Raw genomic sequence first — 15,930 nt, 5'->3', positions numbered from 1 at the left:
TTCTGCCCGTCATGCGCGTCGCCCTGTTCGTCACCTGCGTCAACGACGCGCTGTACCCGCGCACCGGCATCGCCGTGGTCCGCCTGCTGGAGCGGCTCGGGGTCACCGTGGACTTCCCCGCCGCACAGAGCTGCTGCGGCCAGCCGCAGTACAACACCGGCTACCGGCGGGAGGCCGAACCGCTGGTCCGGCGGACCGCCGAGGCCTTCGCCGGATACGAGTACGTCGTCACCCCGTCGGGTTCCTGCGCGGCCATGATCCGCGCCCACTACCCCCGGATCGGGCGCTCGGCCGAGGCGGAGGGGCGGGGCGCGGGCCTGGCCGTGCTGGCCGAAGGCCTCGTACCGCGGGTGTACGAGCTCACCGAGTTCCTGGTGGACGTGCTCGGGGTGACCGACGTGGGCGCGCACTTCCCGCACACCGTCACCTACCACCCCTCCTGCCACGGTCTGCGGACCCTCGGGCTCGGTGACCGGCCCCGGCGGCTGCTGGCCGCGGTGCGCGGCCTGGAGCTGCGCGAGCTGCCCGGCGCCGAGGAGTGCTGCGGCTTCGGCGGGACCTTCGCCGTCAAGAACCCGGAGGTCTCGGCCGCGATGGGCGCCGACAAGATCGCGGGCGCGGTGGCCACGGGCGCGGACGTGCTGTGCGGGGCCGACAACTCCTGCCTCGCCCACCTGGACGGCATCCTGCGGCGCGAGGGCGCCCCGCTGCGGGCGCTGCACCTCGCCGAGATCCTGGCCGCGACCGAGGAGGAACCCCTGTCATGACGGGCACGCATCTCGGGATGCCCTCCTTCCCCGAGGCCGCGCGCGAGGCGGTCCGGGACGAGGTGCTGCGCGTCAACCTCCGCCACGCCACGCACACGATCCGCGACAAGCGGGCGCGGGCCGTGGCCGAGCTGGAGGACTGGGACCGGCTGCGCGCGGCGGGCAAGGCGGTCAAGGACCACACGCTGGCGCACCTCGACCGCTACCTGCTGGAACTGGAGGCCTCCGTCACCGCCGCCGGCGGCACCGTCCACTGGGCGGCCGACGCGGAGGAGGCCAACCGGATCGTCACGGAGCTGGTCCTGGCCACCGGCGAGCGGGAGGTCGTCAAGGTCAAGTCCATGGCCACCCAGGAGATCGGCCTGAACGAGGCCCTGGAGGCGGCCGGGATCGCCGCCTACGAGACCGATCTCGCCGAGCTCATCGTCCAGCTCGGCCACGACCGGCCCTCCCACATCCTGGTCCCGGCCATCCACCGCAACCGCGGCGAGATCCGGGACATCTTCGCCGCGGAGATGGGCAGTTGGGGCCGTCCGGCGCCGGAGGGGCTGGGTGACGACCCGCGCGAACTCGCCGAAGCCGCCCGGCTCCACCTGCGCGAGAAGTTCCTGCGCGCCAAAGTCGCCGTGTCCGGCGCCAACTTCATGGTCGCCGAGACCGGCACGATGGTCGTCTTCGAGTCCGAGGGCAACGGCCGGATGTGCCTGACCCTGCCCGAGACGCTGATCTCGGTGGTGGGCATCGAGAAGGTGATCCCGACCTTCCGGGACCTCGAGATCTTCCTCCAGACGCTGCCGCGCTCCTCGACGGCCGAGCGGATGAACCCGTACATCACGATGTGGACCGGGCTGGGGCCGTCGAAAGGGGCCGACGGCGACGGGCCGGCCGTCTTCCACCTGGTCCTGCTCGACAACGGCCGCACCGACACCCTCGCCGACGAGGTCGGCCGCCAGGCCCTGCGCTGCATCCGCTGCTCCGCCTGCCTGAACGTCTGCCCCGTCTACGAGCGCGCGGGCGGCCACGCCTACGGCTCCGTCTACCCCGGCCCGATCGGCGCCATCCTCAGCCCCCAGCTCCGGGGCACCGGGAGCGGGATCGACGCCACCCTGCCCTACGCCTCCACCCTCTGCGGGGCCTGCTACGAGGTCTGCCCGGTCGCCATCGACATCCCCGAGGTACTCGTGCACCTGCGCGAACGGGTCGCCCAGGGCGGCCCGGTGACCCGCGAGGGCATCCGCGTCCGGATCCGCCCGGCGCACGGCCACACCGCCGAACGGGCCGCGATGCGGGCCGCCCGGCTCCTCCTGGACCACCCGGGCGCGCTGCGCGCGGGGGAGCGGCTGCTGGCCCGGGCCCGGCGGCTGCGGCCGCGCCGGCTGCCGGGGCCCGGGCGGGCCTGGACGGACAGCCGGGAGCTACCGGAGCTCCCGGAGCGCTCGTTCCGCGACTGGTGGGCGGCGCGGGAACGGGAGGGACGCCCGTGAGCGCCAGGGACCTCATCCTGGCCCGCATCCGCCGGGCCCTGCCGGAGCCGCGCCCGGACTCCGCGATTCCCCGGGACTACCTCCAGGTCCACGGCGCCCGCACCCCGGCCGAGACCGCCGACCTCCTCGCCGCGAACCTCACGGAGTACCGGGCCAAGGTCCACCGGGTCGACGAGGACGGCATCACCATGCTGCTGATGCGGCTCCTCGCCGAGCGGGGCTCCAAGTCGGTCCTGGTGCCGCCCGGGCTGCCGCCGCACTGGACGGCGGCCGTCGACCCGACCCGGATCCACGACCGGGCCGCCTCCACCCCGTACCAACTGGACGCGGTGGACAGCGTGGTGACCGGCTGCGCCCTGGCGGTCGCCGAGACCGGGACGATCGTCCTCGACGGCGGCCCCGGGCAGGGGCGGCGCCGGATCACCCTGATCCCGGACCACCACATCTGCGTGGTCCGGGTCCCCGGCCAGGTGGTCGACTCGATCCCGCGGGCGCTGCCCCTGCTGGACCCCACCCGGCCCCTGACCTGGATCTCGGGCCCCTCCGCCACCAGCGACATCGAGCTGGACCGGGTGGAGGGCGTACACGGTCCCCGCACCCTGGAGGTCGTGCTCCTCGGCGCACAATGAGTGGCATGTCCGCACACATCGCCCTCACCGCCCTCCTGGTCCACGACTACGACGAGGCCATCGACTTCTACACCCGCGCCCTCGGCTTCGACCTCGTCGAGGACACCGCGCGCCCGGACGGATCCCGGTGGGTCGTGGTCCGTCCGAAGGGCGCCGCGGAGTCCGCGCTGCTCCTGGCCCTGGCGAAGAACGACGACCAGCGCTCCCGGGTCGGCGACCAGACGGGCGGCCGCGTCGGCTTCTTCCTCCACACCGCCGACTTCGCCGCCGACCACGCCCGCATGACGGCCGAGGGCGTCCGCTTCCTGGAGGAGCCGCGCCACGAACCGTACGGCTCGGTCGCCGTCTTCCAGGACCTCTACGGCAACCGCTGGGACCTCCTCCAGCCGGCGTAGCCCCTGACCGGGCGGTTGCTCAGCCCGTGAGGCGCGGCGCCTCCCTCGCGGCGTCGACGACGGCGCCGCCCTCCACCCGCCCCGCCAGCGCCCGCGCCCAGCGAACGATCGCGGCCAGGTCCATTCCGTACGGCGCCCCGGGGGCGGTTCCGGGGGCGGTTCCCGGGGCGGTTCCCGGGGCGGAAGTGCCCCCGGGACCGTAGAGCCCGGCCAGGGCATCGGCTCCGCGGCGCAGCAGGCGCGCCCCGCCCACCGCGTTCCCGCGCGCGGAGTGCGTCAGCCCGACCGCCAGCTGCGCGAGCGCCCGCCACAGTGGCGCCTGCGCCTCGGGCCCGGACTTCCAGGCGTCCTCGAACACCTCGTGCGCGTGGAACGGCATCCCGGCGTCCAGCAGCCGCTGCGCCTCGGCAACGGTCCCGGCGGGCGTGCGCACCACTCCCTCGGGCTGCCGCTCCACGCCCTCGGCCCCGTAGGGCAGGGGCCGCCCCAGCCCGTCCCTGGGCCGCGCACTGCGCGCCCGTCCCTCACCGTCCCGATCCCGTACGTTCACCTCCTCATCCTGCCTGCCGCCGATTACTGGTGCATGCACACCCCTCGTCGTGGGGTAATGTTCTGCATGTGCCGCAGGGACGGGGGAAACCCCAGATCAGAAGCACATCGGGACGTGGCGCAGCTTGGTAGCGCACTTGACTGGGGGTCAAGGGGTCGCAGGTTCAAATCCTGTCGTCCCGACTTTTCGAAGTCGCAGATCAGGGGCCGTTTCAGAGCAATCTGAAACGGCCCCTTGGTCGTTCCCGGCGCCCCGCACGGCCTCGTTGCGGGCCTCTCGCCGGCCCCGGCCCAGAAGGCCGGGCGTCCGCCGCCGTCGGCCTGCTCTCCGCTCGGGGCCGGGGCGATGCTCACGCGGTCAGGCTGAGGGCCGGGGCGGTGGTGGCGAGGAGGGAGGCGATCAGATCGGCCAGGCGGAGGGACTGGGACGGGTTCAGGCGCGGGTCGCACGAGGTGTGGTAGCGGTCTGAGAGCCAGGCGTCGTCGATGTCAACGTCCACGCACTCGGTGACGTCGTCTCCGGAGAGCTCCAGGTGGACACCACCGGGAGGAGTGCCGGTCTCCCGGCAGGCGGCGAAGAAGCCGCACAGCTCCTCCTCGATCGCCCGCATGGTGCGGGTCTTGATCCCACCGGGGCTGGTGACCCCGTTGCCGTGCATGGGGTCGCTGACGAAGCGGTCGGCCAGGCCCATGGTGGAGGCCGCGATGAGCAGTTCCCGGGCACGTTCGTGGGCCAGCGCCCGGCCCATGCGCAGTACGAAGGTGAGCCGGCCGGGGACGTTGTCCGGGTTGAGGACCGCGTGCAGGGCGAGGAGTTCGTCAGGAGTGCAGCCGGGGCCGATCTTGACGCCGATCGGGTTGGCGATGCCGGCGGCGAACCCGATGTGCGGTCCGCTGAGCGACCGGGTGCGCTCACCGATCCACAGCATGTGACCGGAGTGGGCCCAGCGGGCGCCGTCGACGGGTGAGGTGCGGACCTGGGGGAGTTCGTAGTCGAGGAGCAGGGCCTCGTGGGAGGTGTAGATCCCCGAACCGGCCAGGAAGGAGAGGGTCTTGGCCGACTCCCGGTAGGCGCGCAGCAGGTTCCTCGGGTCGGGGACCCGGCCGGCCGCGGTGAAGGCGGCGGCGTTGACGGCGTCACCCAGGTAGGAGGGGACGGAGGTGTCGCCGCGTCGTTCGACGGATGACGAGCGCGGCTTGGCGTACTGGCCGGCGATCCGCCCGACGGTGACGACCCGGGCCCCGGAGCCTTCGGCGATCCGCTCGGACATGGCGCGCAGCAGGTCGACACGGTTGCGCACGGAGAGGGGGGTGTTGTCGGCGAAGGTCTCGGCGCAGTCGCCGCCCTGGAGGAGGAAGGACGGGCCGGCGAGTTCGGTGCGCAGGGCGCGGGCTTCCGGCATCGGGACGAGCGGGTCGGCGTGGGCGAGGATCCGCCGGGCGCGGGCCGTCTCCCGGGGGTCGGGCCAGCGGGGCTGGTGGTCGGGGAGTCCGGTGGGAGGCCGGGTGCCGGCCTCGTTCGTGGTGGTCACGAAGCGGGGGTTGAAGACCTCGTGCACGAGGACCGTGGCGTGGTTGGAGAAGGCGATTTCGTAGGCGCGGCCGGGGGATCCGGCGGGAATCAGGCCGAAGCGGCCGACCGTGAGGCCGGTGGCGAGGATCCGGCGGCGTTCGTACAGGCCCAGGCTGCGCGTGTGCAGGCCGAAGGGGATGTCGCCCCGGGGGATCACGTGAGCCGCGTCGGCCTGGCGGAAGGTGATCAGGTTCTCGCTGACCACGGCGCCCGTGCGGTCGCGCAGCCGGGAGCGTCGGATCCGCAGGTCCGGGTGGGGCCCGGCGCCGAAGACGTCGGTCAGGTGACCCGAGGTCGGCTGGGCGTCCGGGTCGGGGCCGGGCAGCACCTCGGCGGAGAGCGGGGAGTCCATGAGCGATTGCAGCAGCACGGTCGTGGAACCTTCGTTGCGCAGCATCATGCGGGTCGCCGACGGCAGCGCGGGAGGCTCGGCAAATTCGGGGTACGCGGACAATCGAAACACCCTTGGGTCGGAGATGGTCTCGTGGTGTGGGGGTGGACTCGTGGTGTGGGGGTGGGCTGGTGGTGGACTCGTGGTGGTGGTGTGTGCGGCCGGACCGGGCGGTGGGTCAGGCCGCTTCGGCGGGCTCCCGGCCGGCGGAGGCCTCGGCCACCACCTGGCCGATCAGCTTCGCGGCCGCCTCGGCCCCGTTGCCCGTCGGCGCGATGGCCCGGGACGCCCGCGCGGCCCGGCCGCGGAAGGCCTCCGGTTCGTCGAAGGCGTCGCGCAGGATGGCGAGCAGCGTGTCGGCGTCGGGCTCGGTGGCCGTGGTGTATCCGAGGTGGTCGAGCCGGGCCATGGCCTCCCGTTCGTGGTACTCGTCCCGGCCGCTGAGCACGTAGGCGACCGGGGCGTCCATCACGGCCAGCTCGGTGACCGAGAGCCAGCCGGGGGGCGAGAGGATGACCTTGGCGTGCTTGACCAGGGAGTGCCAGTCGGAGACGTAGTCGACGAGGACGACCCCGTCGATCTCCTCGCTGAACGTCTGGCGGCCGATCACGACGAGCCGGGCGTCGGGGCGGTCGGTGCGCAGCTTCTCGAAGGCGGTGAGGTACTCGGCGAGCAGCCGTTCCTTGTTCTCGGTGAACATGGTGGTGCCGCCGAAGCCGACGATGGCGTACTCGGTGCCGTGCAGACCGAATCGGGCATCGATCGAGGCGCGGGGTGCCGGGTCGGCGGCGCACTCGTCGCGGACCATCGGGCCGACCACGTGGCCGTTGCCGGCCGCGATGGCTTCGAACACCGGGGTTCCCCGGTCGAGTTCGGGAACGCTGGGCTTGTCGGTGAGGACGGCGCGGGCCCGGCGGGTCACCCATCCGAAGAGCGTGGTGAGCGAGGCCCGGATGGCATCGACCTCGTCGGGGTCGTCGAGGACGAAGCCGGCCTCCAGGAGGGTGGCGTTGTCGATCTGGCCGAGGGTGAAGTCGTAGCGCTCGGTGACCAGGACGTAGGGGACACCGCATATCTCGGCGGCCAGACAGGCGGCGACGTTGTAGTCGCTGACGACCACATCGGGCCGGACGGAGCCGATCAGCGCGACCGCGGCGAGCATCCGGTCGCCGCTGATGAACGTCCGGTTGAGATAGCCGGTCACGTACGAGGTCCAGTCGAAGCGCCGGGCGAGCTGCGAGGTGTTGGCGTGGTCCTGCTGATCGGAGGCGGTGTGCACGTGCACGCCGAGCTCCTCGAACATCGGGGTGAACAGGGCGCTCTTGGAGCCGAGGTACACGTGCTGCTCCGCTCCGGGGAACAGCGTGCGCACCTTCGCGGCCACCGCGAGGGCCCGCATGTTGTGGCCGGTGCCGGTCTCGGCCGGCAAGTGGAGGACCTTCATCTGTGGGACCTTTCGAGGTGGGTACGGGCCGGACGGCGGCTCAGGCGGCGGCCAGCTCCATGACGTACTGGCCGTAGCCGGACGAGGCGGAGAGCTCCTTGCCGAGCAGTGCCAGCTGCCCGCGGTCGATGTAGCCCATCCGGTAGGCGACTTCCTCCAGGCAGGCGATGCGGATGCCCTGGCGCTTCTCCAGCACCTGGACGAACATTGCGGCCTCCAGGAGGCTGTCGTGGGTGCCGGTGTCGAACCAGGCGGAGCCGCGTCCGAGGTTGACCAGGCGGGCCCGGTCCTCGTGGACGTAGGTGAGGTTGAGGTCGGTGATCTCCAGCTCGCCGCGGCCGGAGGGGGTGAGCCCGGCGGCCCGGCGCACCGCGTCGGCGTCGTACATGTACAGACCGGTGACGGCGAGGTTGGAGCGGGGGGCGGTGGGCTTCTCCTCCAGGGTGAGGATGGCGCCCGCCTCGTCGACGGTGGCCACCCCGTACCGTTCCGGGTCGCTGACCGGGTAGCCGAACAGGGTGCAGCCGTCGAGGCGCGCGGCTTCGGCGCGCAGCATGTCGGGCAGCCGGTGCCCGTAGAAGATGTTGTCGCCGAGGACGAGGCAGAGGTCCTGGCCGTCGGCGAACGGGCCGCCGAGGACGAGGGCTTCGGCGATGCCGCTCGGTTTCCGCTGCACGGTGTAGGTGAGCGAGACGCCGAGGCGTTCGCCGTCACCGAGGAGTGCCCGGTAGCTCTCGATGTGCTCGGGGGCCGAGATGACCAGGATCTCGGTGATCCCGGCCTGCATGAGCACGGACAGCGGGTAGTAGATCATCGGCTTGTCGTAGACCGGCAGCAGCTGCTTGGAGTGCACGCTGGTGAGCGGGCGCAGGCGGGTGCCGGAGCCGCCGGCGAGGATGATGCCGCGCATGGTTCCCCCTTCGGGGTGCTCGGCCCGGGCGCCGGTTCGACGGGCGCCGGGCCTTGGGCGGGTGAGGTGGGCTCGGGCCGTCAGCCGTCAGCCGTCAGCCGTCAGCCGTCAGCCGTCAGCCGTCAGCCGTCAGCCGTCAGGGCGTGAGCCGCCGTCAGCCGACGTCGGCGCCCGTGCTCGCGTCGACGGTGCGGACGGCGGGGGCGGCGGAGAGGAGGGGGCGCCACCAGTCGGCGTGTTCCCGGTACCAGGCGATCGTCCTGGTGAGGCCGTCCTCGAAGGCGACTTCCGGGCGGTAGCCGAGGGCGCGCAGCTTGGAGTCGTCCAGGGCGTAGCGGCGGTCGTGCCCCTTGCGGTCGGCGACGGGGCGGACGGCGGACCAGTCGGCGCCGCAGGCGTCGAGGATCAGTTCGGTGAGGCGACGGTTGGTCAGTTCGCGGCCGCCGCCGATGTTGTAGACCTCCCCGGACTCGCCCTTGGCCAGGACGAGGTCGATGCCCCGGCAGTGGTCGTCGACGTGGAGCCAGTCGCGGACGTTGAGGCCGTCGCCGTACAGCGGCACCGATCCGCCCCGCAGGAGGGTGGTGACGAAGAGCGGGATGACCTTCTCGGGGAATTGGTGCGGGCCGTAGTTGTTGCTGCAGCGTGTGATGGAGAGGTTCAGCCCGTGGGTCCGCGTGTAGGCCAGGGCGAGCAGGTCGGCCCCCGCCTTGGCGGCCGCGTAGGGCGAGTTGGGGGCCAGGGGCCATTCCTCGGTCCAGGCGCCCTCGTCGATGGATCCGTAGACCTCGTCCGTGGAGATGTGGACGAACCTCGGCAGGCCGGCGGCCCGTGCGGCGTCCAGCAGGTTCTGGGTGCCGAGGACATTGGTACGGACGAACTCGGCCGGGTCGTCGATGGAACGGTCCACATGGGTCTCCGCGGCGAAGTTGACCACCGCGTCCACGTCGCCGAGCAGCTTCGGGACGAGCTCCGGGTCACCGATGTCGCCCTCGACGAACCGCAGCCCGGGATGGTCCGCCACCGGGGCGAGGTTGGTGAGGGTGCCGGCGTAGGTCAGCTTGTCGAGCACGGTCACGCGGTCGACCGAGAGGTCCGACCGGCCGTCGAGAAGTCTTCTCACATAATTTCCACCGATGAAACCAGCGCCACCGGTCACTAATATGTGCATGAATTACATCCGCCCTTCGACGGTGTCCAATCGGATTCCGCAGCGCATGGCGCCGTCCGGAAATACGCAAAGAAGAGGGAGGGGAACGATATCGCCCATCCGGCGATCCCCTCGTTGCCTCGTGCACTCCGAGCCGGGACGCGGTCGTGGCTCAGAGGCGATGTCCAAAGATCGTAGAACGTCGAACATGGCTGCGCAACACTATACTCACCACTGCCGAGGTCGGCGGGGTGTGGCGGTGGCCACGCGAAGGGCAATGGGTTCGTCAAGTTCGCACTTGGGAAGTGAAATCGGAATTCAGCATTCCCCCAAGGGGTGCGGATCTGAACTCTTTTGATTCCGGGCGAGCGCGCCGGAAATAACGGACAGAAGCCCGGACGGTGGTTGCGGAGTCTGGCCGGGGGACACTAGTTTCCGGCTACATGAAACATTCCCTGGCGCCATCGGCGCTCTTGGAGGGCGACACCGTGACGGCATCCGGCACGACCGTCGGGTCCGGCAGCTGGATCCGGTTCGGTACGTCGGTGAGCGGATCCTCCCTCGCGGGCGGGGTCTTCGTCGGCTTCCGCTGCCGGCTGGACGGGGTCCGCGTGGCGAGCGGCTGCCAGATCGCCTCGCTGGCTCGCGTGGGCCGCCCGGGCGCCGCCCCCGTCACGATCGGGGCCGGTGCCTGGATCGGTGCGCGGGCCGTGGTGGAACCCGGAGTCGCCATCGCCCCCGGGGCCGTCGTCGCTGCCGGGGCGCACGTCCTCGCCGACGTCGACTCCGATGTGATCGTCGTGGGCCGCCCGGCGCGCGTGCTGCGCCGACGCGAGGTGGCGGAGGACGGGGCGCCCGAGTTCACCGCCACCCTCGAGCGGGTCAGGGCCCGTGGCGGCGCCGGACTGATGTCCGCCCCCGCCCACTGGACCGCGGACGGGGACGGCTTCCTCGACGCGGCCCTCTCCGGCGGCGCCGGCGTGCACCTGGGTGCGGGGGTGATCGCGATGGGCCGCCCCGACGGACCGTCACCGCACGGGGGCGTACGGATCGGCGCGCGGGCCCGGATCGGCGCCGGGTCGATCCTCGAGGGGTCCGGCGGCATCGACATCGGGCCGGACGCCGACCTCGGTGACGGCGTCCTGGTCGTCTCCAGCGGTCATGACCTCGGCCGTCGCTCCCTGCCCTGGCAGGGCGGGCCGGTCCGGATCGGCGCCGGGGTCGCCATCGGCGCGGGGGCGACGATCGTCGGCCCCTGCCGGCTCGGCGACGGGGCGATCGTCGCCCCCGGCTCCGTCGTCATCGGCGATGTCCCCGCCGGCGGCTTCACCGCCGGGGTGATCTCCACCGAGGACGGGCCCGGCCGCACGCCGCCGCTCGCCTGACTCCTTCCACTCGCCCAACTCCCTTTCCTGCCCGTGCCGTCGCACCGCGTCTTCTGCTACGCTCCTTAAAGTTCGAACTTCTTCGAATAACGAAATTTGGGAGCGGGCGCTCCGACCACGCGCTCCGGATCCAAAGGAACCCCATGACCAGTCCTCCTTCTCTCCGCGACTTCGTCCGCGAACACCTCCTGGGCGCAGAGGCCCGAATCCCTGCCGTCCTCGGCCGCGACTCCGCCGACGTGATCACCCCCGACCGCACCCTGCAGGACGCCGCGCTGGCCCTGCTGATCCTCCCCGGTCCGGACGACACGGACCTCGCACGCCAATTGCTCGGCGCCCTGCGGGAGTTCACCGACCCGGACCTGCCGGGCTTCCGTGAACTGCTCGACGTCACCGGCGCGCCCCACCCGATCGGCGACATCCGCACCCCCTCCGTGCAGGCACTCGCCGCCTGGGCCCTGCACCGGGCCGGGACGCTGACCGGTGACGACACCCTGCTCACCGAGGCCGAGAGCCACCTGCGGCGCATCGTCGAGGTCGTCCTCGGCCACGACTGGCCGGCCCGGCTCGACCGCTCCGCGAGCACCGTCCTGGACGAGTCGGGCCCGCTGGAGGAGACCGCCGTACTCGTCCTGGCCGCCGACGCCCTGACCCCCGGCACCGGTTCGGCCTTCCTCGACGCGGCGGCCGACCGGCTCGAGCGCCACGTCCACGGCGAAGCCGTCTGGGACCGCCTGACCCCCCGCGGGGTGCCGGACACGCTCCGCGGCCACCGCACCGGCCCGGCCGCCCTGGCGGCCATGGCCTGGGCGGCGCTCCACCGGCGCGGCCGCGCCGGAGCCGCGGACCGGGCCCGCCGGGTCCTCGTCCACGTCCACGACCACCACCGGCACCTCGGCACCGGCGGCTACTGGGACCGCAGCTCCGCCGACTCCGTGGTGCGCGTCGACGCGGTCGCCGCCCTGCACGGACGCCCCGACTCGCCGTTCCCCGCGCAGTTCGTCGCCGACCACGCCCTCCTCGTCCTGGCGGCGCGGACCGTCGCCGGGCTCGACGACCCGGACGCGCAGGACGGACCGGTCCTCAAGGCCCTCGCGCAGGAGGCGGAAGCCGAGCTGGAACGGAACACCGACCCCGTGGCGGGCGGTGTCTTCCACGGCCAGGGCAGCTGGTTCTCCACCCCCGTCGACCCGACGGTCCCGCTCGCCCGGCACGTCATGGCGCCCCCGCGCACCACCGGCTCGTTCGCCGTCGGCAACACCACGTACGTCCCCTTCCACGCCAAGCACGCCCGCACCCAGTTACTGGCCCTGGCCGTCCTGGGCGACCGGGTGGTCGCCCACCGCGCCGCGCCGGAGCCGGCCGGGCGTCCGGAGCCGGACCCGTTCGACAACGACCTGGGACACGTCACCACCGGGCGGCTGTCCGAGGGGCTCATCGACACCGGTCACTACCTGCGCTGGCTGCGCTCCACCGCCTCAGGCCTGGGCTACGGACTCACCCCCTACCGGTCCCCGCTCGGCCTGCGCTCCGACCGCACCGCACAGACCTTCTCGGTGCTGCACGTGGTGTCCGACCTGCTGGCCCTGGACCAACCGGTGCCGAACACCCCCGGTGTGCTCACCGGTGTCTTCGCCACGCAGAACCCGGACGGTGGTTTCGGCGAACAACCCGGCCTGCCGTCCGAGGTGTTCACCACCTACTGCGCGGTGCTGACGGCCGTCGTACTGGGAGGGGCGGACCACCCCGACTTCGACCGGGACGCCTGCGTGGCCTTCCTGCGCTCCTGCCAGCGCCCGGAAGGCGGGTTCGGCAACGCCCCCGGGTTCCCCTGCGACGCCTGGCACTCCCACCTCGCCACCCTGACCCTCGTCGCCCTGGACGCCCGCCCGGAGCGGGAGGACGACCTGACGGCCCACCTGCTCGCGTGCCGCAACCCGGACGGCGGCTACGGCAACCGGCCCGGCTCCCCGTCCGACACCTTCGCGACCTTCCGTGCGGTCGGCGCCCTGATCGCGCTCGGCCTGCGCCCGCCGCACGCCGAGGAGACCGTCCGGTGGCTCCGCGGCCTGCAGACCGGGACCGGCGGCTTCCGCTACCGGACGGACGGGGCGGAGAGCTTCGTCGGCTCGTACCACGCCATCGGCGGGCTCTACATGCTGGGCGCGCGTCCGGCCGACACCGGGGCCTGCATCCGGTGGATCTCCGTCCGCCAGAGTGCCGACGGAGGGTTCTCCCGCACGCCCGGCGCCCCCTCGGAGACCACCGACGAGGGATTCATCGCGGTACAGGCCCTGCACATGCTCGAAGGGAAGCTCAACCGCTCCTGGGCGGTGATGATGACATGACCACCACTTCACCCGTATCCTCCACGGCCGGCGCGACGCCGGCGCAGCCCCCGGCCGCCCGCTCCTCGCGGACCGTCGCCTTCCTCGCGTTCGCCACGATGTTCGTCATCGGGACGGACACCTTCCTCGTCGCCCCGCTGCTGCCGACCCTGACCGACGCCTTCGACGTCCCGCCCGACATCGCGGGCTGGATGGTGAGCGCGTACGCCCTGGGCTACGCCGTCTTCGCCCTGATCGCCGGTCCGATATCGGACGGGCGGGACCGGCGCCGCGTGCTGCTGGCCGGGCTGACCGGGTTCATCGTCATGACGGCGCTGTGCGGGTTCGCGCAGGGGTTCTGGACGATGATCCTCTTCCGGTTCCTCGCGGGCGTGAGCGCCGCCTTCGTCTCCCCGCAGATCTGGGCCTCCATCCCGGTGCTGGTCAAGCCCCAGGAGATCGTCCGGACCATGGGATTCGCCACCGCGGGGCTGTCCATCGCCCAGTTCGCGGGGATCCCGCTCGGCAGCTGGCTCGCCGCGGGCTCCTGGCACCTGCCCTTCTGGGCCATCGGCGGCCTCTCCGTGGCGCTGTGGCTGCTGCTCGCCCGCCTCTTCCCCTCGGTCCCGGGCCGGCCCGGCGCGGGCAGCGGGGCGAAGGCCGTCTTCGGCGTGTACAAGACGGTGCTGGGCACCGGCCGGCTGCGCTGGTACCTGCTGGGTTACCTCGTCTTCCAGACCGGCAACTTCGAGGCGATCTCCTTCCTCGGATCCTGGTTCACCAAGGACTTCGGGCTGCACGTCGCCTCCGTCGGCACCGCGATGATGGCCGTGGGCGCGGGCAACGTGATCGGCTCCCTGTTCGGCAGCCGTCTGGTCGCGCGCCTGGGTCTGTACCGGTCCCTGCTGACCGGCGTGCTGACCATGGCCGCCCTGTACTGCCTGGTCCCGCTCGCCCCGAACCTGGCGGTCGCGCTGACGCTGCTGGCACTGGTGATGATGACCGGTGGATGCGTCTTCCCGGTCTTCATGAGCATCCTGCAGTCGCAGACCGACACCGCCCGGGGCACCGTCTCCTCGCTGTCCAACTCCGCGATGTACGTGGGCACCACCGTCGGCGGAGCCGTCGGCGGAGTGCTCCTCGGCAACGTCACGGGGTTCTGGGGCGTGGCCGGGTTCACCGTCGCCGCCTACCTGGTCTCGCTCTGCGTGTTCGCGGCGGCCGGCGCCTTCAGGAAGCAGGAGGACGCGTGAGCACCGCCGTCCTCTTCGACCGGTACGGCGGCCCCGGGGTCCTGTACCCGGCCGAGGTGCCCGACCCCGTGGCCGGGCCCGGCCAGGTGGTCGTCCGGCACACCGCGATCGGGGTCAACCCGATCGACTGGAAGATCCTGTCCGGCGAGGTCCGCGAGCACGTCCCGATGGACCTGCCCGGCGGCTGCCTCGGCGTCGAGGCGGCGGGCGTGGTCGTGGAGGTCGGCGCCGGGGTGCGCCGCTTCCGGGTCGGGGACCCCGTCGTCCGGCACGGCCGGCCCGGCGCGTTCAGGGAGTACGAAGCCCTGGCGGCCTCGCAGCATGCCGACGAACTCACCCTGCGCCCCGACCGGTTCTCCGACGAACAGGCCGCCGTCCTGCCGGTGGCCGCCGGCACCGCCTACTCGGCCCTGCGCCGGGTGGGGCTTGGGCCGGGGGACCGGCTGCTGGTGCACGGCGCCTCCGGCGGCGTGGGCCTGGCCGTGGTGCAGCTCGCGCTGCTGCTGGGCGCGGACGAGGTCGTCGGCACGGCCTCGCCCGCCCGCCACGGCCTGGTCCGGGCCGCGGGGGCGACCCCGGTCGGGTACGGGGAAGGGCTGGCGGAACGCCTCGCGGAACACGGGCCGTTCCATGCCTCGATCGACTGCGCGGGTGGGCCGGAGTCCACCGCGGCGGCCGTCCGGCTCGTCGCGGGCGCCGCCCGCCGGGTCACGATCGTCCCGGACGCGGCCGCCCGCGCACGGGGGATCCCCTTGCTGGAGCACTTCCCGCTGGAACTGGCGAGCACCCTGGACCTGTTGGGCACGGCCGCGTTCGAGCTGCCCGTGGCCGCCCGGTACCCGCTGGAGCAGGCCGGCGAGGCACTGGCGCACTCCCTGCGGGGAGGCGTCGGCGGGAAGATCGTGCTGGTGCCCGGCGGGTGACTCCGTGACGCGTGACCCGTGACCCGTGACACGTGACCCCGTGACGCGTGACCCCGTGACGCGTGACCCCGTGACGGGTGACCCCGTGACGGGTGACCCCGTGACGGGTGACCCCGTGACGCGTGACCCCGTGACGGGTGACCCCGTGACGGGTGACCCCGTGACGGGTGACCCCGTGACGCGTGACCCGTGACGCGTGACCCGTGACCGGGCCCCGAGGGCCGGCTGCCGCATCCGCGGCACCGGCCGGCGGGTCCCGGGGCCCAGCGCGCCTCCACCGGACGACTCGATTCTTCTATCATCGTAGAACGTTGAATCTGCCGGGCCTGGAGGTAGCCGCCGGGAAGGCGCGGCCCTGGTGCCCACCACACGAAGAAGGTCGCCCATGCGCAGCCCGCTCTACCACCCCGACCGGTGCGAGGTATCCCTGGACCGGGTGCTGCACGCGCTCAGCGATCCCATCCGCCGGGACATCGCGCGCGTGATGTTCCTGGAGGGCTCCCGCTCCTGCGGCCAGCTCGTCTACCCGATCGCCAAGTCGACGCTCTCGCACCACCTGAAGGTGCTGCGCGAGTCCGGTGTCATGCACACCGAGATCCGGGGCACGACCCGGATCATCACCCTGCGGCGCGACGACCTCGAGGCCCGGTTCCCCGGGCTCCTCGACGCCACGCAGGTCACCAGCCCCGCGCCGGAGGCGGAACCGGCCGGCGTGGGCGCGGCCTCAGCCTGAGGGGACCTTCCGGCCCC

14 protein-coding genes and 1 tRNA gene are annotated in these 15,930 nt (G+C 72.6%); 10 read left to right on the top strand and 5 right to left on the bottom strand.

What is annotated here, in order from left to right; genetic code table 11:
- Positions 1 to 11 precede the first annotated feature (11 nt).
- The 4 genes from OG904_RS02585 to OG904_RS02570 are packed head-to-tail and all read left to right on the top strand — an operon-like array spanning position 12 to position 3,275.
- On the top strand, positions 12 to 767 hold the full coding sequence (locus OG904_RS02585) for a (Fe-S)-binding protein (protein ID WP_405486916.1): 756 nt from the start codon (positions 12 to 14) through the stop codon (positions 765 to 767).
- Entirely contained in the window at positions 764 to 2,251 is a 1,488-nt protein-coding gene (locus tag OG904_RS02580; protein WP_405486914.1) for a lactate utilization protein B, read from the top strand. Before OG904_RS02585 ends, OG904_RS02580 begins: the two co-directional genes overlap by 4 nt.
- Entirely contained in the window at positions 2,248 to 2,880 is a 633-nt protein-coding gene (locus OG904_RS02575) for a lactate utilization protein C (RefSeq protein ID WP_405486912.1), read from the top strand. The genes OG904_RS02580 and OG904_RS02575 overlap by 4 nt, the downstream gene beginning before the upstream one ends.
- Before the next feature lie 5 nt (positions 2,881 to 2,885).
- Positions 2,886 to 3,275: a VOC family protein gene (locus OG904_RS02570; RefSeq protein ID WP_405486910.1), complete on the top strand. Its 390-nt coding sequence runs from the start codon at positions 2,886 to 2,888 to the stop codon at positions 3,273 to 3,275.
- 19 nt (positions 3,276 to 3,294) lie between these two features.
- Here the strand turns inward: OG904_RS02570 and OG904_RS02565 are convergent, their stop codons facing one another.
- Positions 3,295 to 3,825 carry a DUF309 domain-containing protein gene (locus OG904_RS02565; RefSeq protein ID WP_405486908.1) on the bottom strand — a complete coding sequence of 177 codons (531 nt, stop codon included), beginning with the start codon at positions 3,823 to 3,825 and terminating at the stop codon, positions 3,295 to 3,297.
- A 108-nt stretch (positions 3,826 to 3,933) separates the two neighbouring features.
- Here OG904_RS02565 and OG904_RS02560 point away from each other — a divergent pair.
- Positions 3,934 to 4,007 (top strand) — tRNA-Pro (locus tag OG904_RS02560).
- A gap of 167 nt (positions 4,008 to 4,174) precedes the next feature.
- On the opposite strand, the gene OG904_RS02555 is transcribed toward OG904_RS02560, so the two are convergent.
- The 4 genes from OG904_RS02555 to rfbB all read right to left on the bottom strand — a co-directional run bounded on the left by OG904_RS02555 (position 4,175) and on the right by rfbB (position 9,313).
- Complete coding sequence (locus OG904_RS02555; RefSeq protein WP_405486906.1) at positions 4,175 to 5,851, bottom strand: 3-deoxy-7-phosphoheptulonate synthase; 1,677 nt, start codon at positions 5,849 to 5,851, stop codon at positions 4,175 to 4,177.
- A gap of 115 nt (positions 5,852 to 5,966) precedes the next feature.
- Positions 5,967 to 7,232 carry a hypothetical protein gene (locus OG904_RS02550; RefSeq protein ID WP_405486904.1) on the bottom strand — a complete coding sequence of 422 codons (1,266 nt, stop codon included), beginning with the start codon at positions 7,230 to 7,232 and terminating at the stop codon, positions 5,967 to 5,969.
- A gap of 40 nt (positions 7,233 to 7,272) precedes the next feature.
- Positions 7,273 to 8,142 carry a glucose-1-phosphate thymidylyltransferase RfbA gene (gene rfbA / locus OG904_RS02545; protein ID WP_405486902.1) on the bottom strand — a complete coding sequence of 290 codons (870 nt, stop codon included), beginning with the start codon at positions 8,140 to 8,142 and terminating at the stop codon, positions 7,273 to 7,275.
- Positions 8,143 to 8,296: 154 nt separating this feature from the next.
- The gene (gene rfbB, locus OG904_RS02540) at positions 8,297 to 9,313 is read right to left on the bottom strand and encodes a dTDP-glucose 4,6-dehydratase (RefSeq protein ID WP_405486900.1); all 1,017 of its coding nucleotides are present in this window, start codon (positions 9,311 to 9,313) and stop codon (positions 8,297 to 8,299) included.
- A 422-nt stretch (positions 9,314 to 9,735) separates the two neighbouring features.
- Here rfbB and OG904_RS02535 point away from each other — a divergent pair, with 422 nt between their 5' ends.
- The 5 genes from OG904_RS02535 to OG904_RS02515 all read left to right on the top strand — a co-directional run bounded on the left by OG904_RS02535 (position 9,736) and on the right by OG904_RS02515 (position 15,913).
- Positions 9,736 to 10,677: an acyltransferase gene (locus OG904_RS02535; protein WP_405486898.1), complete on the top strand. Its 942-nt coding sequence runs from the start codon at positions 9,736 to 9,738 to the stop codon at positions 10,675 to 10,677.
- A 143-nt stretch (positions 10,678 to 10,820) separates the two neighbouring features.
- Positions 10,821 to 13,025 (top strand): prenyltransferase/squalene oxidase repeat-containing protein, encoded by a 2,205-nt coding sequence (locus tag OG904_RS02530; RefSeq protein WP_405486896.1) that lies wholly within the window; start codon positions 10,821 to 10,823, stop codon positions 13,023 to 13,025.
- On the top strand, positions 13,022 to 14,257 hold the full coding sequence (locus OG904_RS02525) for an MFS transporter (protein ID WP_405486894.1): 1,236 nt from the start codon (positions 13,022 to 13,024) through the stop codon (positions 14,255 to 14,257). The genes OG904_RS02530 and OG904_RS02525 overlap by 4 nt, the downstream gene beginning before the upstream one ends.
- Complete coding sequence (locus OG904_RS02520) at positions 14,254 to 15,180, top strand: NADP-dependent oxidoreductase (protein ID WP_405486892.1); 927 nt, start codon at positions 14,254 to 14,256, stop codon at positions 15,178 to 15,180. The genes OG904_RS02525 and OG904_RS02520 overlap by 4 nt, the downstream gene beginning before the upstream one ends.
- 385 nt (positions 15,181 to 15,565) lie before the next feature.
- Positions 15,566 to 15,913, top strand: coding sequence for an ArsR/SmtB family transcription factor (locus tag OG904_RS02515; RefSeq protein WP_405486890.1), 348 nt, complete (start codon positions 15,566 to 15,568; stop codon positions 15,911 to 15,913).
- Positions 15,914 to 15,930: the final 17 nt, after the last annotated feature.

It is taken from the genome of Streptomyces sp. NBC_00096, from assembly GCF_045041305.1.
GTDB lineage: Bacteria > Actinomycetota > Actinomycetes > Streptomycetales > Streptomycetaceae > Streptomyces.
This window is presented reverse-complemented; position numbering and strand designations above follow the sequence as displayed.